This is a genomic window from Marinobacter sp., from assembly GCF_014859525.1.
In the GTDB taxonomy this organism is placed as follows: domain Bacteria; phylum Pseudomonadota; class Gammaproteobacteria; order Pseudomonadales; family Oleiphilaceae; genus Marinobacter.
On the sequence record NZ_JACUUB010000001.1, the window covers coordinates 28,199 to 52,508 of the forward strand.

A 24,310-nucleotide genomic window follows, 5' to 3' on the forward strand; every position below is an offset into this window, starting at 1 on the left:
TCCTGCTTGCAGGTTAATCAGTGTTTATCGAGTCGCTCGTCAGAGCTCAGTGTGCGGGCTTCAACAGCCAGCATCACCGGAATGCCTTCACGGATCGGAAAGGCCATGGCATCGTGATAGCAGATCAGCTCGGTGCGAGCTTCGTTAAGCTTGAGTTCGCCCTTACAAACCGGGCAGGCCAGCATGGCCAACAATTTCTTATCCATGGTGTGTTCTCTCAGTGTTTTGTTGATGCAACAACTTGGAGCACCGCCGGAGCCGCTCCAGAAAACGGTGTTCAAAAGGTTCTGACAGGCAAGCATCCACCGTCAGCACCCAGGCGTTGTCTGGCGCAAAGTCCCGACATTTAACAGCATCCTTTGCCGTCATCACCAACCATTCACCCGGCCTGGAGCCAAGATCTTGCGGGCGAAAGCGATGATGATCCGCATACGGCGCCTCCTGAACCCGAGCTCCCAGTGACCGAAGCGTGTCGAAAAACCGCGAAGGGTTACCGATACCGGCAACCGCTCGAACAGACTGTCCCTGCAACGCGCCAGGGGTAAGCGTTTCGCCTGAGTTCAGGTTAACCAGTGAGGATGGCCGCAGCGCCATAGCGTGAATATCCGGGTGCTCGATGCCGGCAAATTCATCAATCTGCTGCCCGGATGGCGGGAACTCTGCCCCGTTCAGGACGACAAAATCTACGGTCGCCAGTCGCGACACAGGCTCTCGCAATGGTCCTACCGGTATCAACGCACCATTGCCAACACCCCGCCGATCGTCAAAAACCGCCAGCTCTATGTCTCTTGGCAATCGGTAATGCTGAAGCCCGTCGTCGCAGATCAACACATCACCCAGCTGTTGCTCAAGGGCCCAGTGGGCGCCGCGACAACGGTCTGGATCGACCACCACCGGGCAACTCGTGGCCAGTGCCAGCATCAAGGGCTCGTCGCCACTGACGGTCGCCGGCGTTGTGTGACTGACCAACAGTGGATAGCGGTCGCTTTTACCACCGTAGCCCCGGCTGAGGATGACCGGCCTCCAACCTTCCTGCTGCATTCGCTGGACCAGCCGGGCCGTCAGCGGCGATTTACCGGTACCACCCGCCGTGATATTGCCAACCACGACCACCGGCACCGGCAAAGGTTCGTTACGGGCCTGCCAGGCTTTGCGCCGTTTGGACTCAGCCACTGTCCGGTATAACCAGGCCAGCGGCGACAGCACCGCCAGTGGTTTACCCTGTTGGTACCAAAGGCGCTCAATCAAACCGGCACTCATGCATGCTCGCTGAACTGAATCTGGTGCAGCTGAGCATAAGCGCCATCGGCGGCAAGCAGCTCTTCGTGAGTGCCAGACTCCACAATGTGTCCTTTATCCATCACCAGAATCCGGTCCGCTTTCTCTATAGTCGATAAACGATGCGCGATGACCAGCGTCGTCCGCCCGGCCATGACCGTCTCCAGCGCCTCCTGAATGTGGCGTTCAGATTCGGTATCAAGGGCCGATGTGGCTTCGTCAAGGATCAGAATGGGCGCATCCTTCAGCAGTGCACGAGCAATAGCCAATCGCTGGCGCTGGCCGCCAGACAACATCACGCCGTTGTCGCCAATCATCGTATCCAGCCCTTCCGGCATCCGGTCAATAAACTCCAGAGCGTGGGCTTTTGCCGCCGCGCTCCGGATCTCCTCACGACTGCAATGACGCAATGCGCCGTAGGCAATGTTGGCGGCAATGGTGTCATTGAATAACACCACGTTCTGGTTGACCAAGGCAATCTGGGAGCGCAAACCCTTAAGCGAAAACTCGTTCAGAGAGTGTCCGTCAATCCGGACATCACCACCGGTGTATTCATAGAACCGCGGCAGCAGACTGACCATGGATGATTTACCACTGCCGGAACGGCCCACCAAGGCGACGCTCTGGCCGGCAGGAACTCTCACCGATATACCGTCGAGTACGTTGTCCAGCTGGTCACGATAGCGGAAGCAAACCTTATCGAACTCGATATCGCCGTTTACTCTTTTTGGCGAATAGTGACCCGAGTCTTCCTCGGGCTGCTCATCCATGGTTTCAAACACGTCGTAAGCGGCGGCGACACCTTTCTGAATCTTGGCGTGCACCGAGGTCACCTGGCGAATAGGTTTGGCCATGGTGGTTGCTGCAGTAATAAAGGCAATCAACTGACCGGTACTCATTTCGCCCCGGATCTCCGGCGACAGCATGGTCCAGACCAGCGCGGCAATGGCGATGGCGACCAGCACCTGGATGACCGGCACACTGATCGCCTGGGTGGACGCCATCTTCAGGCTCTGCTTGAGGTTCCGATTACTGACATCGCGGAAGCGTTCCCGCTCGTAGTCTTCCCCGCCAAAGGTCCGGACTACCCGATAGCCGGCGATAGATTCCGAGGCAACGTGGGTAATGTCGCCCATTGAGCCCTGAATCCGTTGGCTGATCTTGCGAAAGCGCTTGCTGGCGTAATTTACCACCAGCCCGATCACCGGGCCCACGGTCAGGAACACCAGCGTGAGCTTCCAGTTGGTGTAGAGCATGAAGCCCAGCAAGCCGACAATGGTCAGGCCTTCCCGCAGCGTGATGGTGATGGCGTTGGTGGCGGCCTCTGCCACCTGCTCGACGTTGAAGGTGAGTTTGGATACCAGGCGCCCGGCGGCGTTGTCATCGAAATAGCGGGACGGCAGCGTCATCAGCCGATCAAACACGTCATTTCTGAGCGCGTTGATGACCTGGCGGCCAACGTAACTGATGAAGTACTGACTGAAGAACGTGCCCACGCCGCGAAAAGCGAAAATGCCCACGATCAGACCGGTTAACATCAGGCGGTTCTGGTCTGTGGGGTTTTCGATGGCGGTGATCACATACTCCATGGCAGCCGCCATGCCCGTGGACGCAGCGGCATAAATGATGTTGCCAAACACGGCCAGCGAAAACGCAAACCAGAACGGCTTTACGTAGCCCAGCAACCGCTTGTAGGTTGCCCAGCTGCCTGTTGGTGTCACCTGAAGCGGTTCAGGCTTTGAGTCAATCACGGGCTGTCAGCCTCCCGCTCTGTGGTTATGCTCAATTTCGCAAACCCCAGGCGGCCGGCCACATCCATGGCACGCACAACAAATTCATGGGGAGTTCTTGCGTCTGCAGTAATGATGAACGGCAGACTGCTGTCTCCCTCAGCCAGCTCCCTGACACCCCGCTCAAGGGTTTCACGCCGGTTGTTGACCAGCGTTCGCTCGTTAAGAATATATTGGCCTTCAGCGTTGATAACGACGTCTATCTGGCGTAATTCTGACGGCGATGCCGGTTCGCCACTGGCTGACGGCAGTTCCACCTGCAGGTGACTTTCCCGGGTGAAGGTGGTGGACACCATAAAGAAAATCAGCAGCAGGAACACCACATCGATCAGTGGCGTCAGGTCGACCCCGACTTCCTGGCTTCTCTGGCGCTTGAACTTCACGGCGTTCAGGCTCCTTCCACGTCGATTTCACGGTCACCATGAACCACTTCCACCAGTTTGATGGCTTCCTGCTCCATGTTAACCACCAGTTCATCAACGCGGCGGATGAAATAACGGTGGCAGATCAGCGCCGGGATAGCGACGCTCAGACCTGCAGCGGTGGTGATCAAGGCCTCGGAAATACCACCGGCAAGATTGCCGGCATCGCCAACACCTGCCAATTGGATCTCGGCGAACACCTTGATCATACCAATGACGGTGCCAAGCAGCCCCAGTAACGGCGCAATCGTAGCGATCGTACCCAGAGGGTTCAGAAAACGCTCTAGCTCATGAATAACCTGACTGGCTTCATGCTCAATGCTTTCTTTCATGATGTCCCGGCCATGCTTGGCATTAATCAGCCCGCCAGCCAGGATACGCCCAAGAGGAGAAGACCCCTGAAGCGCTTTGAGCTTGCGCCCGTTAAGTTCTTTTTTCTTTATCCAGCGCCAGAGTTCATTGATTGACTGGACCGGAGCTACCCTTGAGGGCCGCAGAGTCCAGAATCGCTCCAGAACGATGGCAAGCGCCAGAATGGAACAGGCAACAATCGGCACCATCAGGATGCCACCGGCTTTCAACAGCTCGAACACGCTTGATCTCCCTGATTAGTTACAAGCCGCGCTACTTTAGCATAGGTGCCGGTTGAGGCCACACCTGGAATGTCACGGACTATTGCATTGATCCCGGGTAAGCCCCCGGCCGCCTATCCAAAAACGTGAAGCATGCCGCAGTTCACTGATTTTCGGGCCATCTTGATTGAGCTCAATCGTAATCTCACCGGCACAGGCGGTGTTCAAAGCCTGCACATCTGCAGCCTGGTAACGACTCATAACATCTGGGTGCGGGTGGCCAAAACGATGGCGATAACCGGCGGTGTAGATCACCCAGTCAGCCCGCAAGGCACTCACCCAGGTGGCCGATGAAGACGTCTTGCTGCCATGATGGGGAGCCAGCACCATTCGATGAGCAACGGCCTGATCAAACCAATCGACACCGTCTGGGCCAAGCATTTCAGCTTCTTGCCGGCGAGTAATATCGCCAGTCAGCCACAGGTCGGTGGACGACACCGCGTGGTAGACACGCAGTACGCAGGAGGCGTCGTTACCTGGCCGCCCGGAGTTAGAGCGCCAGAATTCAAACGCCAGATCCTGCCAGGTGAAACCTTGCTGCGGGCACGGCTCGACCGCAAACCCGGAGCGATTGCCCAACTTGTCGGCAATCGCCTCCGGCTCGCCACTGCTGATCAATCCAATCTCAAAAGCAGACGCGAGCAGCCCAAGCCCTCCCGAGTGGTCGCTATCAGCGTGGCTCAGCACCAGATGATCGATTCGATTGACTCCAAGGGCCTTAAGACCGGGAATCAGAGTGGACTCCACCGCAGAGAACACACCACGTACCTCCGGGCCAGTATCGTAAATCAGCACGTTGTCATCGACTCGCACAAGAACCGACAACCCTTGTCCGACATCCCAGATGCGGATTTCCGGCCGTTCAACCATCGGATTGGACGTTACTTGAGCACCTGCGGCCGCCAACAACCCCCAGGCGCCCAAAAGGCTTGCGGCCATCAGGCGAAACCTTTGGTCCGGGTAACGAAGCACAAGCAAAATCACGCCTGCCAGCACTGCCAACAGCAGGGGCGCCGCCGTGGGTGCCAACAACGCGACAGGAGCGGCCAGGGCTTCGACCCACTCCAGCCAGACCATGAGCAGACCGAGCACCGAATCAAAACCAAAAATGACCCAATCCGTTAAGGCACCCCCGGAAAGCAGTATCAGGAAGGTCCCGGCGAACAATGCGGGCATCACCACCAATGACACCCACGGGATCGCCAGCAGGTTCGCGAGCAAGCCCGCCACAGGCTGCGATTGCCCCAACCCTGCCAACAATGGCCACAGGCCCGCAAACACTGCCAACTGCGCAAGCACAAGCCCCTTGAGCCAGCCTGGAGCGCCCAATCGACCGGTGAACACCAGCAACAGCACACCGACCGCTCCGAACGACAACCAGAACCCTTGATCGAGCGGTGCAAAAGGGTCCATTAACAGAACGATGAACAGCGCTACCGAAAAGGGCCGCCAGGCAGAGACGTCCCGAGCCACCAAAAGGTACCAGCCACCCACAATAACCATGATCAGGGCCCGCCGGGTTGGCACCGAGAACCCGGCCACAAGGGCGTATATCAGACAGGCCGCTGCCACCAGGATAAACGCCGCCTTCCGCCTTGCCCGCTCCCCGCCCCAGCGGGCCGGCGCGGCTAACAAAAGCCTGCGCACAATCAACCCTGCCCCGATAGCCACCAACCCAAGATGCAGCCCAGAGATCGCGACAAGGTGAATCGTTCCGGTCGCCCTGAGCGTATGCCAGTGTTCGTCGGTCAAATGACCACGATTGCCAATCAGTAGCGACGCAATTAACGGGTATTGTCGGGCATCAGAAAACCGCTGATGAACAGCCTGCGCCACCGACTGATGCCATTGATGGTATTGGCAATGCCAGCCACAGGTGACAAAGGGAGCATCACTGACGCCCCTGACGGTGCCTGTGGCGCGGTAGCCGTGCCGGAACAACCAGTCCTCGTAACGAAAACCGTTGCTGTTCAGCGTTCCATGGGGCTGTTTCAATACGACGTCTAACCGGAGCCGATGTCCGGGCAGCGCCTGGCCATCACGGCCATACCAGGCCAACCGGATTTTGTGGGGAAGGCGCTGAGGGTCTATACGGTCATCCGGATGGTGCCAACGGGAAACGCAAAGACTGAATCGAAGACTGCCAAAGCTTCCTGCTTGCGGCAGGTCACACAGGTAGCCAGATACCGTAATGCGCGCGCCCTCAAGCTCCCCGGGCAACCGCTCAGACAACCGGGCATTGGCATGCCAGCAAGCCCAGGCCAGACCCAGTAACAAACACAATGCCCAAAGGCTGGTCCGCTTGAGCCATAACGACTTGCCGCAAATGACACCCCCGGTAACAACCAATATGGCGAGAAACAAGATCGGATACGGTGGTAAAACTGTCAGCTGATACAGTAAGATAACGCCGCACGAGAACGCGATAATACCGGCAACACTGCCCGCGCCAGTTTCAAGCGTGTGATCATCGCAAAGCAGATAGGACAATCCTTGTCCTCCAGTTCGTAAGCCCGGCATTTTTTGATGTGCCGGATAATATTCATCGAGACGCAACAGGCCGAACTTCCGATGCCCAAGAAGTTCATGAAACGGTATCTGCCAACTCCGGAGAAAGTGCAATCGATAGAATCATTGCGCTTTCTTGGCCATATCCTTCATGAACCCAACCTTTGGCACATCAATCGTCACAGCGTGTCGCGGGCTTTTCTGATTGGCATTTTTCTGACCTTTATCCCGATGCCATTTCAGATGGTTGCTGCCTCCTTTATGGCGATCTGGATTAATGCCAACCTGCCTCTATCGGTGGCGCTGGTCTGGATCAGCAACCCGCTGACCATGCCCCCCATCTTCTATTTCAACTACAAAGTCGGCGCCTGGATACTCGATCGACCGGTCCTGGCTTTCGAGTTTCAGCTGTCCTGGTCCTGGCTGAGCAGCCGCCTGATGGAGATCGGGGTGCCGCTGTATGTTGGCTCAATCGTCGTGGCGACCATGGCTGGCTGCTCAGCTTACATGGTCATCCAGTTTCTGTGGCGGCGAAAAATTCGCACCGACTGGCAGGTTCGCCGCCACGCCCGAAAGATGCGCAAAAAAGCCCGTAAAGAGGCCCGCGATCAGGCTTCCTGAATAAGCCGTCCCTGCTCAAGGCGCAACACCCGCCCCAAACTCCGAGCCATCTTCATGTCATGGGTGACCATCACAAAGGCGATGCCCGACTGATCTCTGAGATCCTCGATCAATGCCCGAATGCCCTCTCCTGTATGCTCATCCAGATTGCCGGTCGGCTCATCCATCAAAACGCAGTCCGGCTCGTTCACCAGGGCGCGGGCGATAGCCACTCGCTGGCGCTCACCGCCGGACAGCTCCGAAGGCTTGTGCCTCAAGCGTTCGCCAAGCCCTACCTTCACCAACAATGATTCTGCCTTGGCTTTGGCCGTCGCCAGAGGCTGCCCACCTAAAGCACAGGGCATCATAACATTCTCCAGTGCCGAAAACTCTGGAAGCAGGTGGTGAAACTGATACACGAAGCCAAGGTGGCCATTACGGAACCTGGCTCGACCTGCCTCCGACAACCGATGGATGTCCTCGCCACAAATGTGAATCTGCCCGGAGGAGGGACGGTCCAGCCCGCCTAACAAATTCAGCAGGGTGGTTTTACCCGCGCCGCTGCTACCCACAATGGCCACGGTCTCGCCGGCAGACACCTCCAGAGAGATATCGGAGAAGATGGTCAGTACTTCCGGTCCCTCAGAGTAAGTTCGGGTTACCTGTCGACAGTCAATGACCAGGGGCTTGCCCGCGCTCTGTTCAGTATTACTCATAACGCAAAGCCTCCGCCGGTTCAATTCTCGATGCCCGCCATGCCGGATAGATGGTTGCCAACAGGCTCAAAGCGAACCCGGCGCCACTGATGATTGCTACATCATTCCATTGCAACTGGGACGGCAGGTAACTGATAAAATAAACATCCGCACTCAAAAACTGATGCCCCATCAGATCTTCAAGCCAGGCAATGAACGCGCTGATATTCAAGGCACCGACAATACCCAGGACCGTGCCCATCAGGGTGCCGAACACACCGATCACCGCACCCTGAATAATAAATATCCGCATCACGCGGCCCGGCGTTGCGCCCATGGTTCGCAGAATGGCAATGTCGGCGGTTTTGTCCGTCACCACCATCACCAAAGTGGACACGATGTTGAACGCCGCCACCGCTACAATAAACATCAACAACAGTCCGATCATGGTCTTTTCCATACGGATCGCCTGGAACAGATTACCGTGGGTGCGAGTCCAGTCCGACACGTAATAGCGCCCACCCAAATCCTGGGCAACCTGATTCACCACCCGTGGTGCGGCAAACAGATCATCCACCAGCAAACGCACACCTTCGGCCCGACCACCGGTGCGCATCAGTCGAGCGGCGTCATCCATATGAATCAAGGCATAGTTGCCATCAAGTTCAGCGCCAACACTGAAAATACCTTTTACAGTGAAGCGTTTGAGCCTGGGCAAGACCCCGGCCGGGGTCACAGACGCCTCTGGCAGAACGACGGTCAACTTGTCGCCCACCTGCAGGCGCAAACTGGAGGCCATCAACCGGCCAACGATGATGCCAAATTCACCGGATTTCAGCTGATCCAGCCCACCCTCAATAAAGTGATTTTCAATGATCGATACGGTAGCTTCCTGTTCCGGCAGGATACCGCTAAGCATCACACCCCGAACCTCGCCACCACCGGTCACCATGCCCTGCCCCTGGATAAAAGGCGCTGCAGCCAGTACCCGTGGGTGCTCCTGAACCCGGCGATCCACCTCTTCCCAGTCTTCGAGGGGACCGGAGGCGCCTTGAATGGTGGCATGGGGCACCATGCCCAGAATGCGTTGCTTCAACTCCCGGTCAAAACCGTTCATCACAGACAACACGATAATCAGTACGGCCACCCCGAGCATCAGCCCGAGCATGGAAGTCAGGGATATAAAGGATATAAAGTGATTACGCCGTTTGGCTGCGGTATACCGCAAACCAATATAGAACGATAACGGTCTGAACATGAGGAGATGCCTGTCGCTGCCTTCAGATCTGTCGTGGCTTGATATCCCGGGCCGCTTACTCACACCCGGGAAACTGCTAAACTATTCTCAATTAATAACAAATCAGCCCAGCGGAGACAGAATGCCAGGCTCGCGCGCAACGCACCCGACCAAGGAATCCAAAGCCGATCGACGAGAGTATTTTCGGATCGAGGACCACATTGGCCTGGAAATCCGCAGGCTCACTCAGGGCCAGGACAACGATCCGGATCCGTTTAATGGCACGCCACTGGAGAGCCTCAAAGCTGAGTTTCGCCGGCTTGACCAAGACGTCAAAGCACACCTGGCCAGTTTGGCTGAGCGCGACCGCTTGCTAACCGGACTGGTCAAATCGATGAACAGCAAGCTCGACACGCTGGCGCGCATTATCGCCTTTGAGCAAAATCCGTTGCAACCGGAAGACTGGCAGGATGTGACTCTGAGCGAAGGTGGACTGTCTTTCTGCAGCAGCACTCGAGCCTGGAACAAAGGCGACCGGATCGCCGTGCGGATGACGCTACCACCGGAGCTCTACCAGCCGCAAGCACTTGCAGAAGTTCTCACCGCTGAACCGGATGACCGGGGTGGAGCAAGGGTTCACACCGAATTTGTAAAACTGGAAGACAGCGATCGCCAACAAATTGCCCGCCATGTGATGCGCTGGCAAATCCGACAACGGCAAAAAGAGTAGAATCGAAAAAACGCTGACTTTTCCTCGTTTTTCCGAGATATTACGTTTTATCCATGTCCTGCGGGTTGTCTCGCAGGGAACAGGCATTAATGGAGAACCCAATGAAGAGCAAGCACAATCTGATCGCCGCTATGGCCCTGACGTCGTTGATTTCAGCTGGTGTGGCCAGTCACGTTCACGCTGAAGAGCTCACCATTCCGGTTGGCAGCCAGGCTGACCGTAGCGAAATCAGCCTGCCCTCCACCGGCATGAGCCAGGACTCGGTGCGAAATCGCTGGGGTGCACCACAAGAAATGAAAGGCCCGGTTGGCGAACCGCCGATCAGCCAGTGGCACTACCCGAACTTCATCGTCTATTTCGAGCATAACCAGGTACTGCATTCCGTCGTTAAACGTAACCGCAAATAACTTTTCTGAGAGTTCAATTTTCTCTGTTCATGGCCTGACGTTATCGCAACGGTCAGATAGAATGGCGACTTTTGCGAACCAAGGTGACGAATACAGTGACTTCCAAGCGAGTGTTGCCTGCGGAGTGGGCACCCCAGAGTGCGGTTATGTTGACCTGGCCACACCCGGGCACCGACTGGGCCCGAATGATGGCCGAGGTCGAGCCGGTGTTTCTGACCATTGCCCGACAAGTGCTGCGATTTGAGCATCTGCTGATCAGCTGCGAGTTTGTGGTCAGGTTGCAGGAGCTGCAACGGGAGCTGAACGAGTTTGCTGTGGCCGAAGACCTGCCCGGGCGGGTCATCACCGTGCCTGCACCCGCCAACGACACCTGGGCACGAGATCACGGCCCGATTACCGTAGACACTGGCGACGGCCCGGTCGTGCTTGATTTCAGCTTCAACGCCTGGGGTGGCAAGTTCCCCTGGGAGAAAGACAACGCACTCAATCAGCACTTGGCTAATGCCCGAGTGTTTGGCAAGCATCCGCTGCAATCGGTTGCGTTTGTGCTCGAAGGCGGCTCTATTGAGTCTGATGGCGACGGCACCATTCTTACCACCAGTGAATGCATGCTGACGCCGTCAAGAAACCCCTCCATGGATCGCTCCGCCATTGAGCAGCTGCTATCGGAGATGCTCGGGGCAGACCGCATGCTCTGGCTCAATCATGGGTATCTGGCCGGGGATGATACCGACAGCCACATCGACACACTGGCTCGCTTCTGCGCCCGCGATCATATCTGTTATGTGGCCTGCCCGGATGTGGCAGACGAACATTACAGAGCACTGGCGGCCATGGAAGACGAACTGAAAGAATTTCAGCAAAGAGACGGCAGCCCCTACAAGCTCACGGCGCTGCCCTGGCCAGACGCCATCTACGATGAAGACGGCGAGCGCTTGCCGGCCACCTATGCAAACTTCCTGATTATTAACGGGGCCGTTTTACTGCCGGTCTACGATGTACCTCAGGATCAGGAGGCTATCCGCATCATGGCGGATATCTTCCCGAACCGGGAGATCATCCCGATCAACTGCCGACCGCTGATCCACCAACATGGCAGTCTGCATTGCGTCACTATGCAGATTCCTGCAGGCGTGGTGACTTTATGAGCAACACACCCGACGACAACCAACTTAGCATCGCCGCGATCCAGCAAAAATGCAGCGCGGATAAGGCTGCCAGCCTCGCCACCTCGGAAGTGCTGATTCGCGAAGCGGCGAAAGGTGGAGCCCAGCTGATTGTTCTACAGGAGCTGCACGCCACGCTGTATTTTTGCCAGACTGAAGACACCGCCGTGTTTGAGCTGGCTGAACCCATCCCGGGGCCAACCAGCAACCGGTTGTCTGCCTTGGCAAAGGAGCTCGGCATTGTTCTGGTCGGTTCCATTTTCGAACGCCGGATGAACGGCGTTTACCACAACACAGCCGTGGTGTTTGATACCGACGGCAGCCTGGCCGGCATCTACCGTAAAATGCACATCCCTGATGATCCGGGCTTCTACGAAAAATTCTATTTTACACCTGGCGATGCCCGGTTTAACGAGGGACATAGCGGGTTCACCCCCATTGAAACATCCCTTGGCAAACTCGGTGTACTGGTGTGCTGGGATCAATGGTACCCAGAAGCCGCACGCCTGATGGCATTAGCCGGCGCAGACCTGCTGATTTACCCCACCGCCATCGGCTGGGACATCACCGATGAGCCCGATGAACAAGCCCGCCAGCTTGAGGCCTGGGTAACCGTGCAGCGGGGTCATGCGATCGCCAACAACTTGCCAGTCATCGCCCCCAACCGCGTTGGTACAGAACCAGACCCGTCGGGCCAAAGCAACGGCATCCGCTTCTGGGGCAACAGCTTCATTTGTGGGCCCCAAGGTGAGTTTTTGGCACGGGCTGACGAACACAGTGAATCCATTCTTACCGCAACCCTGGACCGCAACCGTACCGAATCTGTTCGTCGCATATGGCCGTATTTCCGTGATCGACGTATTGATGCCTACGAAGACATTCTCAAACGGGTACGGGACTGAAATCTGCATGAAACAGAAACTGGACAGCGTTGTTACCGAGCTCAACAAGATTCTGCTGGGCAAAGAAACCCAGGTAAGACTGGCTCTGTGCGGCCTGCTCGCCCGTGGTCACCTGCTGATCGAGGACATCCCCGGCATGGGCAAAACCACCCTGTCCCATGCCCTCGCCAAAATCATGGGACTGAGCTACCAGCGCATCCAGTTTACTAACGACCTGCTGCCCGCCGACGTTCTGGGTTACTCCATGTACGACAAACAAGCAGGCAGCCTGGTGTTTCATCCCGGTCCTATTTTTGCCCAGGTGGTACTGGCCGACGAGATTAATCGCGCCTCACCACGCACCCAAAGCGCACTGCTCGAAGCCATGGAAGAACGACAGGTCTCCATCGAGGGAGAAACCCGCCCCCTGCCCTCGCCGTTTTTTGTAATTGCCACCCAGAACCCCATCGAACAGGGCGGCACCTTCCCACTGCCGGAATCTCAGCTCGACCGCTTTTTGATGCGGCTTCGTCTTGGCTACCCAGACCCAAAAGCGGAGCGAGAACTGCTAGAGGGCGAAGATCGCCGGGCGCTGACAGAGCGGCTGCAAGCGATTCTGCCCCACGACGACCTGAGAGCCCTGCAGACGGCTGTCGATAGCGTATCCGCAAGCCCTGCCTTGCTGGACTACCTGCAACGATTACTTGAGCAAAGTCGGCGCATGTCTGGACTACTGTATGGACTGTCGCCCCGCGCAGGTATTGGCCTGCTGCGCGCCTCCAAAGCCTGGGCACTGATGGCCGGCCGCAATCACGTTTTGCCAGACGACGTGCAGGCGGTTTTCCCTTCCGTCGCCGAACACCGCCTGGAACAGGGAGAGTCCGGCAAAAGCCAAGAGCGGGTGCGCCAGCTGCTGGCCACAGTTTCTGTACTTGAATAAAGCGGCCGTGGCCTCATCTAACTGACTTAGAATTCCCAAACACCAGCGAGAACCTCATGAGCGAAACCCGACACTCCCGACTGATCATTCTTGGCTCCGGCCCGGCCGGCTATACCGCTGCGGTCTATGCGGCCCGTGCCAACCTGAACCCGACCCTGATTACCGGTATTGAGGTAGGTGGCCAGCTCACAACCACGACCGATGTCGATAACTGGCCCGGCGATAACGACGGTGTTCAGGGGCCAGAGCTGATGCAACGTATGCAAAAGCATGCGGAACGCTTTGAAACCAACATTGTTTACGACACCATCAACGAAACTGACTTGAGCACTCGCCCGTTCCGGCTGAAAGGTGACAGCGGTGAATACACCTGTGACGCCCTGATTATTGCTACCGGCGCTTCAGCCATGTACCTGGGCCTGGAATCAGAAGAAAAGTTCAAGGGCCAGGGCGTCTCTGCTTGCGCCACCTGCGATGGATTCTTCTATCGCAAACAGAAAGTTGCGGTGATTGGCGGTGGTAATACCGCAGTAGAGGAGGCCTTATACTTGTCCAACATTGCCGACGAGGTCACTCTGGTGCACCGTCGCGACAAACTCCGCTCCGAGAAGATACTGCAGGACAAGCTATTCGAAAAAGCCAAAAACGGGAACGTCAAGATCGTCTGGAATCACACGCTGGATGAAGTGCTGGGTGATGGCACCGGCGTCACCGGCATGCGCATCAAAAGCACAGAAGACGGCAGTACCCGCGACCTGGATCTGGCCGGTGTCTTTATTGCCATCGGGCACAAGCCGAACACCGGCCTGTTTGAGGGCCAGCTGGACATGGAAAACGGCTACATCCGCATTCAGTCCGGGCTGAATGGCATGGCCACTCAAGCCAGCGTTCCGGGCGTGTTCGCGGCGGGTGACGTGGCCGACCACGTCTATCGTCAAGCAATAACCTCTGCCGGCTTTGGCTGTATGGCCGCCCTGGACGCCGAAAAGTTTCTGGATCAAGACTGACACGGGCAGCAAAGCGATGACTGCGCTACCCTGGCTGGACCCGGACAAACTCTGGTTCCCCCCTGCGGATGAGGCGCTGGACGACCCTGACGGTCTTCTGGCCCTGGGCGGCGACCTGTCACCCGAACGGTTATCGCTGGCCTACCGTAACGGCATTTTCCCGTGGTTTAGCGATGACCAACCCATTTTGTGGTGGTCTCCCGATCCAAGGTGCGTGCTATTTCCTCACGAAATACACATCTCCCGGAGCCTGCGGCGCACTCTCAACCAAAGACGTTTTCGGGTTACTGCCGATCAGAGCTTTCATCGAGTCATCCGTTTGTGCGCCAATACCCGAAGTGAGGGTACCTGGATTACCGATGAGATGATGGCTGCCTACACCGAGCTATACCGGCTGGGTGTTGCTCATTCCATCGAAATCTGGAATCAACAGGGTGAGCTGGCCGGCGGAATGTATGGAGTCGCCCTGGGCGCATGCTTTTTTGGCGAATCCATGTTCTCTCTCGAGACCAACGCCTCGAAAGTTCTGATGGTGCATCTGGCGCACCAATTGGCAGCCTGGGGTTATCAGATGATGGACTGCCAGGTGGAAAGCAGCCACCTGATCAGCATGGGTGCAAGGACCCTTCCCCGTGCGGAATTTTTATCTATACTCAGATCGTGTGTGGATCGAAAGGCCGATCAGCCAGACTGGACATTCACCTGGCAATGGCCTGGGCCGGAGGTGTAAATGAGTAATCTGAGAACTCTTGTTTTCTTTGCGACGCCTCCCCACGATTGCAGCTATCTGCCAGACCGAGAAGCAACCACCATGTTTGTGGACCCCAGGGCCCACATAGACAAAAAACTTTACAGCCAATTAACCGCGCTGGGCTTTCGCCGCAGCGGCTCGCACTATTACCGGCCCCATTGCGAGCAATGCAATGCCTGCATTCCGGTGCGCCTGAAGGTGGATCAGTTCCGCGCAGACCGTAATCAACGCCGCGTGCTGCGCAAGAATGAAGACATCACCTGCAAACTGGTCCCCGCCTCATTCAGCGAGCGCTACTACCGCCTCTATGCACATTATATTGAGGAGCGGCACCGGGATGGCGATATGTACCCACCGTCAAAGGAGCAGTTCACGTCGTTTCTGGTAGAGGGCTCAACCGAATCCTGGTTCCTGGAAATGACGCTGGCTGGCGAATTGGTGGGTCTGGCGGCGGTAGATTTACTGGACGACGGTTTGTCTGCGATCTATACCATTTTTGCCCCGGAGCTTGAGCTCCGGAGCCTGGGCACCTTCGCGGTGCTTTGGCAAATTGAAGAAGCAAAGCGGCGAGGTTTACCTCACCTATATCTGGGCTACTGGATCAGGGATTGCCGTAAAATGAATTACAAAACCCGATTCAAACCCATTGAAGCACTGCGGGACGGCCACTGGCGCGAGCTACAAACCGACTGAATTTTGCTAAACGTTAAGAAATCAGGCAGAATTGCGCAATTTAAAATCACCGAAAAGTATTCCGAACGAGGTTTTTACTGAATGGCGAAATCAGATGTCATTGAAATGGAAGGCGTTATTCTAGACACCCTTCCAAACACTATGTTTCGTGTTGAGCTGTCCAACGGCCACGTTGTGACCGCGCACATCTCAGGCAAAATGCGCAAGAACTACATCCGCATCCTGACCGGCGACAAGGTCAAGGTTGAGTTAACACCTTACGATCTGAGCAAGGGGCGCATCGTTTACCGCGCCCGTTAATGCCAAGTGACATCTGAAAAACCCCGCGTATGCGGGGTTTTTTATTGCGCCAGACAAAGCCATCTCGTAACGAGGAACTACTCCCTGTTCTGATCGGAACACTCAATGCCTCCCGGATTGGTGTAACAGCGAATTTTGCGAAGTATTGTCATCATATCTTCATGGTAGACAGCCGCCGCCAACGGTGCCCCCTGTTGGTTATCGGCAAGCAGATCAATGCGCACTTGTCTGAGCATTTCCTGATACTCCCGCATATCCTCTGGCCCGATATCCACCCACCGCTTCCTTATCATTGTTCTTGGCGAGCCGTGTAGCACCACGGGATTACCGCCTAAAACTGACAGAAGTCATCCTGAATTGAATTGACAGCGCGGCCCGGGAAATAAGCCAGATTCGGCCAACAGATAAAAAAAACCCGCTGTTGTAGCCGACAGCGGGTTTTCGGGACAAGCCAAAGTAATCGAATCAGACCGCTTCGGCGGGCTCATCCTCGTAGTCAAAAACCAGCTCATCGCCTTTCAGTTGAATGAAGACATCACCTCCCTTCTCTGCCAGCCTGCCAAACAGGATCTGCTCAGCCAACGGCCGCTTTATCTTGTCCTGAATCAGACGCGCCATCGGCCTGGCACCCATGGTTACATCGTAGCCTTTCTCGGCCAACCAGGATTTCGCCGCGCCATCCACATGCAGTACCACGTGCTTCTCATCCAGTTGCGCTTGCAGCTCTGTCAGGAACTTGTCGACCACGTGCGTAATGGTCGCCTTCTGCAGGTCAGCAAACTGAATGATTCCGTCCAGGCGGTTGCGGAACTCGGGCGTAAAGGTCTTGCTGATAATCTCCATGCCATCACTGCTGTGATCCTGCTCGCTGAAGCCAATAGACCTGCGCGCCATGCTCTCCGCACCGGCGTTGGTGGTCATCACCAGGATTACGTGGCGGAAGTCTGCTTTGCGACCGTTGTTGTCGGTCAGGGTACCGTGATCCATAACCTGCAGCAGCAAGTTGAAGACCTCCGGATGGGCCTTTTCAATCTCATCCAACAGCAAAACGCAATGTGGATGTTTGTTGACCGACTCTGTCAGCAAACCGCCCTGGTCATAGCCCACATAGCCCGGAGGCGCACCGATCAGACGAGAGACGGTATGCCGCTCCATGTACTCCGACATATCAAATCGTACCAGCTCAATACCCAGCACTTTTGCCAACTGCTTGGTGACTTCGGTTTTACCCACACCGGTAGGCCCGGCAAACAGGAACGCACCTTCAGGTTTCTCCGGCGCCTTAAGGCCGGCACGAGCCAGCTTGATGGCCGTTGCCAGAGATTCGATGGCAGGATCTTGACCAAATACCACCATTTTGAGGTCTCGCTCCAGATTACGCAGCAGGTCCTTGTCGCTGGTAGAGACATTTTTCGGCGGTATGCGCGCAATGCTGGCCACGATGTCTTCAATGTCGGTTACATCGACCGTTTTCTTGCGTTTACCCTCAGGCTGCAATCGCTGTCTTGCACCGGCTTCATCAATCACATCAATTGCCTTGTCTGGCAGATGACGATCAGTGATGTATCTATCCGCCAGCTCAGCAGCAACCCTAAGCGCCTGGTCGGTGTACTTCAGGTCGTGATGCTTCTCGAAATTTGGCTTGAGGCCTTTCAAAATCTGGTAGGTATCCTCAACACTGGGCTCGTTCACATCGATTTTCTGGAAACGTCTCGCCAGAGCGCTGTCTTTTTCAAAGATGCCCCGAAATTCCTGGAAGGTTGTTGAACCGATGCAACGCAACTCACCCGAGCCGAGCATAGGTTTCAGCAAGTTTGACGCGTCCATAACGCCGCCAGAAGCCGAACCAGCGCCAATGATGGTGTGGATCTCGTCGATAAACAGGATGGCATGATCCTGCTTTTTCAGATCATTAAGCAGACCTTTCAGGCGCTTCTCGAAATCACCCCGATATTTGGTACCGGCAAGCAGCGCGCCCATATCCAGTGAATACACCACCGCATCGGAAATAATATCCGGCACCTGACCGTCTACAATGCGCTTGGCCAGGCCTTCCGCTATGGCGGTTTTCCCGACGCCGGCTTCACCCACCAACAATGGATTGTTCTTGCGCCGACGCACAAGAATCTGAACCACCCGCTCCACTTCGTGTTCGCGACCGATCAGCGGGTCGATTCTGCCCTGCCGAGCCTGCTCGTTCAGGTTGGTCGCATAACTTTCGAGCGGGCGAGAGTGAGAACCCTCCTCGCCTGCTTCATCCTGGGCGACATGATCAGCGCCATCCTGATCCTCCGCCCCTTGTACACGGGATATACCATGAGAGACGAAGTTCACCACGTCGATTCTGGCAATGCTTTGTTTCTTCAGAACGTAAACCGCCTGGCTCTCCTGCTCACTGAAAATGGCAACCAGCACGTTGGCTCCGGTCACCTCTTTTTTGCCAGAAGATTGCACGTGAAACACAGCACGTTGCAACACGCGCTGGAACCCCAGTGTTGGCTGGGTTTCACGCTCGCCGTCGGAACTGGGGATCAAGGGTGTGGTGGAGTCTACAAACTCAACCAGCTCATCTTCGAGCCGCTTCAGGTCTGCACCACAGGCTTTGAGAACACCCACTGCCGATTCATTGTCGAGAAGGGCCAGCAACAAATGCTCAACGGTCATAAATTCATGACGCTTGTCCCTGGCATTTTTGAAGGCCGTATTCAGCGTAATTTCAAGATCTTTGCTAAGCATGTGCCACCCCGCCTTCTATCAGTCCGCACGTTCAATCTCACAAAGGAGCGGGTGGTCACATTCCGAAGAATACTGATTCACCTGCGCCGCCTTTGTTTCCGCGATGTCGCGGGTATATACCCCACATACGGCTTTTCCCTGCGTATGGACGAGCAGCATCACCTGCGTCGCCTTCTCTTCATTCATTGCAAAGAATGTCATCAGTACATCCACCACGAAGTCCATGGGGGTGTAATCATCATTCAGGAGCAACACCCGGTACCGGGCCGGGCGCTTCAACGCTGGCTTCTCGGGCGCAACACTGACGCCATCCTGGCGACCGGGTTGTTCGTCCTCCCCCTGATTAAATACTAGTAGAGAATTCTCAATTGTCCGCATGATTCTGTTTACCGGATTTTCGGCTTCCTGAGTAACTGTGGTTGCCCGACACACGGTTTTCAAGAGAAAGACCGTCTCGAACGTGCGTTATTTATCAATACGACCATGATACCGCTTCCAGACCTTCTTGAACCACTCATTCAACCACTCGTTACTCTTGACTCAGGCCCGGGTTTGGTCGACAGTTAACGTTGATTGTAAAATCATGTTAATTTGCGCAATCGCATGTAACCAGATGCGACAGCTTATACTGCCGCAAGGCACCGGGGCCGGCACGGAACAGGCCCGACCGGAAGCAGCCACTCCAAGAACAATATTGACAAACACGGAACAGGGGAGTTCATCATGCCAAAAGGCAAGGTCAAGTGGTTCAACAACGCCAAGGGGTACGGCTTTATCATCGAAGACGGCTGCAGCGACGATCTGTTTGCCCATTTTACTTCGGTACAGATGGAGGGCTATAAAACGCTGAAAGCCGGCCAACCCGTAACCTTTGAGAAAAAGCCGGGGGATAAAGGCATTCACGCCGTCAATATCGTTCCAGATGAATCGACGGCCACGCAGACTCCGGAGATTGGCTCGCAGCAGCGAGACTCATCTTCCGGGGCCGCAAAGCCAGAGCGCGAAGGGTATCCACCAAGAGCGGTAAACGGCTAACAAAGCCCCTCAACAGTGCATTTTGTTCCTGCTGGCTTCGCCGGCAGGCCTTCCCTTTTTGTGCTTTTTTCACGAACACGAATCCGCTAGGCTTACCTCTCCCGAGCATTCGTCAGACAGGATCCCGTGAATGGCCGAGCTGATACTTTTTAATAAACCGTTCCAGGTATTAAGCCAATTCACTGACGACCGCCCCCGGAATCCCCGTGCCACGCTGGCGGACTGGATCGATAAGCCCGGGTTCTACCCTGCCGGGCGACTGGATTACGACTCCGAAGGCTTGCTACTGCTCACGGATCATGGGCCGCTTCAACACCGGATCGCCTCGCCCGAAAATAAAATGCCAAAAACCTACTGGGCTCAGGTAGAGGGCGAAATCAGCGAATCGGCCATCAAACACCTCTGCACTGGCGTAGAATTGAACGATGGCATTACCCGACCGGCAAAAGCGCACGTTATTCAGCAGCCTGCAATCTGGCCAAGAGTACCACCGATAAGATACCGGCCTTCGGTACCCACCAGCTGGCTGGAACTGACCATCAATGAAGGGCGCAATCGACAGGTGCGCAGAATGACAGCAGCGGTTGGCTACCCTACCCTGAGACTTATACGATGCCGGATTGGCGAGTGGGCACTGGATCATCTGCAACCCGGTGAATTCCGGCTTGAAAGCGTAAACATGCCCGACAACTCAGCACCAGACAAGTCCAACTCCGGCAAACCCGGAACCCAATCCCGAAAATCCGGCAGGAGACCCCACCGAAAATGACCTGGAAGCCCCACGCCACAGTCGCGGTTATCGTGGAAGACGATCAGGGCCGGTTCCTGTTGGTGGAAGAACTCAGCAACGGTAAGGTTGTGTTCAATCAACCGGCCGGGCACATTGAAGAAGACGAACGGATCATGGATGCCGTGCGCCGGGAAACCCTCGAAGAAACCGGCTGGGAAATAGAGCCAACTTACTTTTTGGGCGTTTACACCTACACGGCTCCCGCTAACGGTGTCACCTATTACCGATTTTGCTACGCCGCCAAAGCCATTCGCCATGTCACCACGGAGCTGGATGCCGGCATCATTGCCCCGCACTGGCTCACACTGCAGGAAGTGCGCGATCTTGGCAGCAAGTTGCGCAGCCCTTTGGTCTTACAATGCATCGAGGATTACCGAAACGGCCGGCAATTCCCCCTGGATGTGGTCATCGACGGACAGACGTAATCATCACAAAGTGATAAAATTTCAGCTTTTAACCGATTACCAGAAGGCCCATGACCCAGAATCCTGCAACCAAAGCCCCTCAAAACACCCGTGTAATCGTTGGCATGTCCGGTGGCGTAGATTCCTCCGTAGCCGCCTGGCTGCTAAAAGACCAGGGCTATCAGGTAGAAGGCCTGTTCATGAAAAACTGGGACGAAGACGATGGCACCGAGTACTGCACCGCCATGACCGACCTGGCGGATGCCCGGGCGGTGGCCGACGCTATCGGTATCAAACTTCATACCGCCAGCTTTGCCGCCGAATACTGGGACCGTGTTTTTGAGCATTTTCTGTCTGAGTACAGCGCCGGGCGCACCCCCAATCCGGACATCCTGTGCAACAAGGAAGTCAAATTCCGGGCGTTTCTCGATTACGCCGTTACCCTGGGCGCAGACTATATCGCGACCGGCCACTATACGCGCCAGCGCCCGCTTGAAGACGGCAGCGGCAAGGCTGAACTGTTAAAGGGGCTGGATCCGAACAAAGATCAAAGCTACTTCTTGCACGCCGTATCCGGCGACCGGATTGCCCGCACACTGTTTCCGATTGGTGAACTTGAAAAGCCAGAGGTACGCCGCATTGCCGAGGCCCAGGGCTTCATCACCCACGACAAAAAAGACTCCACCGGCATCTGCTTCATCGGCGAGCGCAAGTTCACTGATTTTCTGAAACAGTACCTGCCGGCTCAGCCTGGCCACATTGAGACCCCGGATGGCAAGGTCATCGGCAAGCATCAGGGCCTGATGTATCACACCATTGGCCAGCGTCAGGGCCTTGGCATTGGCGGCCTCGCTGAATTCGGAGACGAACCCTGGTATGTCGCAGAAAAAGACCTCACCCGTAACGTGCTGATCGCCGTTCAGGGTAAGCATCATTCTTTGCTGTTCTCGCGAGGCCTGGTGTCTGGCCCCATCGACTGGATTGCCGGCGAGGCCCCGGCGCCACAATTTCGCTGCAAAGCGAAGACCCGTTACCGTCAGCCGGATCAAGACTGCGAAGTCACTGTTATCGATGGCGGCGTAAAAGTGGTGTTTGACGACGCTCAGCGGGCGGTTACTCCGGGGCAGTCAGTGGTTTTCTATTTCGACGAGATCTGTCTTGGCGGTGGCGTTATTGAGCAAACCTGGCGTGACCATGAGGCATTGCCAGAACGCCTATGCCAGACTGAAGCCACAGGAGCCGCATCATGAGCCGCTCCCTGCACGATCAGACCATTGCGCTGGCCGGTCTTTTTCAGGCCGCATCGTTAGTGCGACAGGTTGCCCACAACGGCACCTGCAACGAGGAGAGCCTGGAAACCTGCATTCGTTCGCTGTTCGCCAGCGATCCAGCGTCAACGCTGGATGTTTATGGCGGCGAACTGTCTGACATCCGCGAAGGCCTAGACGCCCTGTCAACCTCGCTGGCCCAACAAAGCCGGCCCCAGGACGTCGAAATACTCCGCTATGTACTGAACCTGATTCACCTCGAGTCCAAGCTCAAGCGCGATCCAGACATGCTGGATGTGATCGGCAGTCGCATCGACCAGGCCCGCCACACCGCCAGTCATTTTGGCTATGTCCACAGCAACCTGATAGGCAATCTGGCATCTGTTTATGGCGACACCATCAGCACCTTTCGCCTGCGCATTCAGGTCAGCGGCAATCCGCAGGTACTGCAGCAGGAGGAAAACGCTGCCAAAGTCAGAGCCTTGCTATTATCCGGTATTCGCTCGGCAGTACTCTGGCGGCAAAGTGGCGGCCGCCGCTGGCAGCTGATTTTTGCACGCAAAAAAGTGATTCACCACGCCCGCGAGCTGTTGCGCTGATTCAAACCGGGCGCTGGTGTATCATACAGCCCCTATTTTTTGTCCGATTCTTTGATGAACTGAGAGGTTTTCGATGGAACTCAACGCCCTGACCGCCATTTCCCCGGTCGATGGACGCTACGGCAGTAAAGTCAGCGTATTTCGCAGCATATTCAGTGAATACGGCCTGATCCGTAATCGGGTAACCGTCGAAATCCGCTGGCTGCAAAAGCTTGCCCAGCACCCGGCCATTACCGAAGTGCCCGCCTTCTCCACTGAGGCCAACGCCTTTCTGGACAAGATGGTCAGCGAGTTCAGCCTGGCCGACGCCGAGCGCATCAAAGAAATCGAACGCACGACTAACCACGATGTAAAAGCCGTTGAGTACCTGATCAAAGAAAAAATCGCTCAGGTGCCAGAGTTGCACGCGGTCACCGAATTTGTTCACTTCGCCTGCACTTCTGAAGACATCAACAACCTGTCGCACGCCCTGATGCTGCGCGAAGGCCTGGATCATGGATTGCTGCCCGGCATGGAAAAGGTGGTCGATAAATTGGCCGAACTGGCCAAAGCGCATGCAGAGCAACCCATGCTGTCCCGCACCCACGGCCAGACCGCCTCACCCACCACGGTGGGTAAAGAGCTGGCGAACGTGGTGTACCGGCTGCGCCGCCAGATCAAACAGATCAAAGCGGTTGAACTGATGGGCAAGATCAACGGCGCCGTTGGTAACTATAACGCGCACCTGTCGGCTTACCCGCAGGTTGACTGGGCCGCCAACGCGAAAGAGTTTATCGAAAGCCTTGGCCTGGACTGGAACCCATACACCACCCAGATCGAGCCCCACGACTACATCGCCGAGCTATACGATGCCGTTGCACGTTTCAACACCATCCTGATCGATCTCGATCGCGATATCTGGGGTTACATTTCACTCGGCTACTTCAAGCAGAAAACCGTCGCAGGCGAAATCGGCTCCTCTACGATGCCGCATAAGGTAAACCCCATCGACTTCGAAAACTCCGAGGGCAATCTGGGCATCGCCAACGCCATCTTTGGCCACCTGTCGGCCAAGCTGCCGATCTCACGCTGGCAGCGTGACTTGACGGATTCCACGGTACTGCGAAATCTGGGTGTTGGCTTTGCCCACAGCCTGATCTCCTACGAAGCCACGCTGAAAGGCCTGAGCAAGCTGGAAATTAATCCGGCCCGCCTGAACGACGACCTGAACAGCGCCTGGGAAGTGCTGGCCGAGCCGATCCAGACCGTTATGCGCCGTTACAACATCGAAAAGCCCTATGAAAAGCTTAAAGACTTGACCCGCGGCAAGGCGATGACCCCCGAAGTCATCAAGAATTTCGTGGAGACTCTGGAGATCCCGGAGCACGCGAAAGCCGAACTGCGCGCTCTGACCCCAGAAACCTACATTGGTAACGCCGTCGAACAGGCCGGCAACATCTGA

27 protein-coding genes are annotated in these 24,310 nt (G+C 56.1%); 16 read left to right on the forward strand and 11 right to left on the reverse strand.

Features of this window, described 5'->3' with window-relative positions:
- Positions 1 to 17: 17 nt before the first annotated feature.
- From IBX51_RS00145 to IBX51_RS00170, 6 genes are all read right to left on the reverse strand, one after another.
- Positions 18 to 206 carry a Trm112 family protein gene (locus IBX51_RS00145; protein WP_291827240.1) on the reverse strand — a complete coding sequence of 63 codons (189 nt, stop codon included), beginning with the start codon at positions 204 to 206 and terminating at the stop codon, positions 18 to 20.
- Positions 199 to 1,260, reverse strand: a complete 1,062-nt coding sequence (gene lpxK / locus IBX51_RS00150; RefSeq protein WP_291827242.1) for a tetraacyldisaccharide 4'-kinase — start codon at positions 1,258 to 1,260, stop codon at positions 199 to 201. Before lpxK ends, IBX51_RS00145 begins: the two co-directional genes overlap by 8 nt.
- Positions 1,257 to 3,029: a lipid A export permease/ATP-binding protein MsbA gene (msbA, locus tag IBX51_RS00155; RefSeq protein ID WP_291827244.1), complete on the reverse strand. Its 1,773-nt coding sequence runs from the start codon at positions 3,027 to 3,029 to the stop codon at positions 1,257 to 1,259. The genes lpxK and msbA overlap by 4 nt, the downstream gene beginning before the upstream one ends.
- Positions 3,026 to 3,451 carry a biopolymer transporter ExbD gene (locus IBX51_RS00160; protein WP_291827245.1) on the reverse strand — a complete coding sequence of 142 codons (426 nt, stop codon included), beginning with the start codon at positions 3,449 to 3,451 and terminating at the stop codon, positions 3,026 to 3,028. The genes msbA and IBX51_RS00160 overlap by 4 nt, the downstream gene beginning before the upstream one ends.
- A gap of 5 nt (positions 3,452 to 3,456) precedes the next feature.
- The gene (locus IBX51_RS00165) at positions 3,457 to 4,083 is read right to left on the reverse strand and encodes a MotA/TolQ/ExbB proton channel family protein (RefSeq protein WP_291827248.1); all 627 of its coding nucleotides are present in this window, start codon (positions 4,081 to 4,083) and stop codon (positions 3,457 to 3,459) included.
- Positions 4,084 to 4,155: 72 nt separating this feature from the next.
- On the reverse strand, positions 4,156 to 6,612 hold the full coding sequence (locus tag IBX51_RS00170; protein WP_291827252.1) for a DNA internalization-related competence protein ComEC/Rec2: 2,457 nt from the start codon (positions 6,610 to 6,612) through the stop codon (positions 4,156 to 4,158).
- 81 nt (positions 6,613 to 6,693) lie between these two features.
- Here IBX51_RS00170 and IBX51_RS00175 point away from each other — a divergent pair, with 81 nt between their 5' ends.
- Positions 6,694 to 7,251: a DUF2062 domain-containing protein gene (locus IBX51_RS00175; protein WP_291827255.1), complete on the forward strand. Its 558-nt coding sequence runs from the start codon at positions 6,694 to 6,696 to the stop codon at positions 7,249 to 7,251.
- On the opposite strand, the gene IBX51_RS00180 is transcribed toward IBX51_RS00175, so the two are convergent.
- Both IBX51_RS00180 and IBX51_RS00185 read right to left on the reverse strand, forming a co-directional pair.
- Positions 7,239 to 7,946 carry an ABC transporter ATP-binding protein gene (locus tag IBX51_RS00180; protein ID WP_291827258.1) on the reverse strand — a complete coding sequence of 236 codons (708 nt, stop codon included), beginning with the start codon at positions 7,944 to 7,946 and terminating at the stop codon, positions 7,239 to 7,241. The two genes, IBX51_RS00175 and IBX51_RS00180, sit on opposite strands and share 13 nt — an antisense overlap.
- On the reverse strand, positions 7,939 to 9,183 hold the full coding sequence (locus IBX51_RS00185) for a lipoprotein-releasing ABC transporter permease subunit (RefSeq protein WP_291827262.1): 1,245 nt from the start codon (positions 9,181 to 9,183) through the stop codon (positions 7,939 to 7,941). Before IBX51_RS00185 ends, IBX51_RS00180 begins: the two co-directional genes overlap by 8 nt.
- Before the next feature lie 121 nt (positions 9,184 to 9,304).
- On the opposite strand from IBX51_RS00185, the gene IBX51_RS00190 reads away from it, so the two are divergent.
- From IBX51_RS00190 to infA, 9 genes are all read left to right on the forward strand, one after another.
- Positions 9,305 to 9,892 carry a PilZ domain-containing protein gene (locus IBX51_RS00190; RefSeq protein WP_291827264.1) on the forward strand — a complete coding sequence of 196 codons (588 nt, stop codon included), beginning with the start codon at positions 9,305 to 9,307 and terminating at the stop codon, positions 9,890 to 9,892.
- Positions 9,893 to 9,993: 101 nt separating this feature from the next.
- Entirely contained in the window at positions 9,994 to 10,299 is a 306-nt protein-coding gene (locus tag IBX51_RS00195) for a hypothetical protein (protein ID WP_291827266.1), read from the forward strand.
- A gap of 95 nt (positions 10,300 to 10,394) precedes the next feature.
- Positions 10,395 to 11,447: an agmatine/peptidylarginine deiminase gene (locus IBX51_RS00200; protein WP_291827268.1), complete on the forward strand. Its 1,053-nt coding sequence runs from the start codon at positions 10,395 to 10,397 to the stop codon at positions 11,445 to 11,447.
- Complete coding sequence (locus IBX51_RS00205; RefSeq protein ID WP_291827270.1) at positions 11,444 to 12,367, forward strand: carbon-nitrogen hydrolase; 924 nt, start codon at positions 11,444 to 11,446, stop codon at positions 12,365 to 12,367. Before IBX51_RS00200 ends, IBX51_RS00205 begins: the two co-directional genes overlap by 4 nt.
- A 7-nt stretch (positions 12,368 to 12,374) precedes the next feature.
- Positions 12,375 to 13,286 carry an AAA family ATPase gene (locus tag IBX51_RS00210; protein WP_291827272.1) on the forward strand — a complete coding sequence of 304 codons (912 nt, stop codon included), beginning with the start codon at positions 12,375 to 12,377 and terminating at the stop codon, positions 13,284 to 13,286.
- 56 nt (positions 13,287 to 13,342) lie between these two features.
- The gene (gene trxB, locus IBX51_RS00215) at positions 13,343 to 14,293 is read left to right on the forward strand and encodes a thioredoxin-disulfide reductase (protein WP_291827275.1); all 951 of its coding nucleotides are present in this window, start codon (positions 13,343 to 13,345) and stop codon (positions 14,291 to 14,293) included.
- A 16-nt stretch (positions 14,294 to 14,309) separates the two neighbouring features.
- The gene (gene aat, locus IBX51_RS00220; protein WP_291827278.1) at positions 14,310 to 15,023 is read left to right on the forward strand and encodes a leucyl/phenylalanyl-tRNA--protein transferase; all 714 of its coding nucleotides are present in this window, start codon (positions 14,310 to 14,312) and stop codon (positions 15,021 to 15,023) included.
- Entirely contained in the window at positions 15,024 to 15,737 is a 714-nt protein-coding gene (locus IBX51_RS00225) for an arginyltransferase (RefSeq protein ID WP_291827282.1), read from the forward strand. It abuts the gene before it with no gap.
- Positions 15,738 to 15,818: 81 nt separating this feature from the next.
- Complete coding sequence (infA, locus tag IBX51_RS00230; protein ID WP_044386042.1) at positions 15,819 to 16,037, forward strand: translation initiation factor IF-1; 219 nt, start codon at positions 15,819 to 15,821, stop codon at positions 16,035 to 16,037.
- Positions 16,038 to 16,114: 77 nt separating this feature from the next.
- On the opposite strand, the gene IBX51_RS00235 is transcribed toward infA, so the two are convergent.
- The 3 genes from IBX51_RS00235 to clpS all read right to left on the reverse strand — a co-directional run bounded on the left by IBX51_RS00235 (position 16,115) and on the right by clpS (position 19,151).
- Entirely contained in the window at positions 16,115 to 16,312 is a 198-nt protein-coding gene (locus tag IBX51_RS00235; protein WP_291827292.1) for a putative solute-binding protein, read from the reverse strand.
- 190 nt (positions 16,313 to 16,502) lie between these two features.
- The gene (gene clpA, locus IBX51_RS00240; RefSeq protein WP_291827295.1) at positions 16,503 to 18,773 is read right to left on the reverse strand and encodes an ATP-dependent Clp protease ATP-binding subunit ClpA; all 2,271 of its coding nucleotides are present in this window, start codon (positions 18,771 to 18,773) and stop codon (positions 16,503 to 16,505) included.
- A gap of 18 nt (positions 18,774 to 18,791) precedes the next feature.
- The gene (gene clpS / locus IBX51_RS00245) at positions 18,792 to 19,151 is read right to left on the reverse strand and encodes an ATP-dependent Clp protease adapter ClpS (RefSeq protein ID WP_291827298.1); all 360 of its coding nucleotides are present in this window, start codon (positions 19,149 to 19,151) and stop codon (positions 18,792 to 18,794) included.
- A gap of 345 nt (positions 19,152 to 19,496) precedes the next feature.
- Here clpS and IBX51_RS00250 point away from each other — a divergent pair, with 345 nt between their 5' ends.
- The 6 genes from IBX51_RS00250 to purB all read left to right on the forward strand — a co-directional run bounded on the left by IBX51_RS00250 (position 19,497) and on the right by purB (position 24,310).
- Complete coding sequence (locus tag IBX51_RS00250) at positions 19,497 to 19,808, forward strand: cold shock domain-containing protein (protein WP_291827301.1); 312 nt, start codon at positions 19,497 to 19,499, stop codon at positions 19,806 to 19,808.
- A gap of 130 nt (positions 19,809 to 19,938) precedes the next feature.
- Positions 19,939 to 20,577, forward strand: coding sequence for a pseudouridine synthase (locus IBX51_RS00255; RefSeq protein WP_291827304.1), 639 nt, complete (start codon positions 19,939 to 19,941; stop codon positions 20,575 to 20,577).
- Positions 20,574 to 21,023, forward strand: a complete 450-nt coding sequence (locus IBX51_RS00260; protein WP_291827308.1) for an NUDIX hydrolase — start codon at positions 20,574 to 20,576, stop codon at positions 21,021 to 21,023. Before IBX51_RS00255 ends, IBX51_RS00260 begins: the two co-directional genes overlap by 4 nt.
- A 50-nt stretch (positions 21,024 to 21,073) precedes the next feature.
- Positions 21,074 to 22,252: a tRNA 2-thiouridine(34) synthase MnmA gene (mnmA, locus tag IBX51_RS00265; RefSeq protein ID WP_291827309.1), complete on the forward strand. Its 1,179-nt coding sequence runs from the start codon at positions 21,074 to 21,076 to the stop codon at positions 22,250 to 22,252.
- Complete coding sequence (hflD, locus tag IBX51_RS00270) at positions 22,249 to 22,869, forward strand: high frequency lysogenization protein HflD (RefSeq protein WP_291827312.1); 621 nt, start codon at positions 22,249 to 22,251, stop codon at positions 22,867 to 22,869. The genes mnmA and hflD overlap by 4 nt, the downstream gene beginning before the upstream one ends.
- A gap of 73 nt (positions 22,870 to 22,942) precedes the next feature.
- A complete protein-coding gene (gene purB / locus IBX51_RS00275) occupies positions 22,943 to 24,310 on the forward strand; it encodes an adenylosuccinate lyase (RefSeq protein ID WP_291827314.1) in 1,368 nt (455 codons plus the stop codon).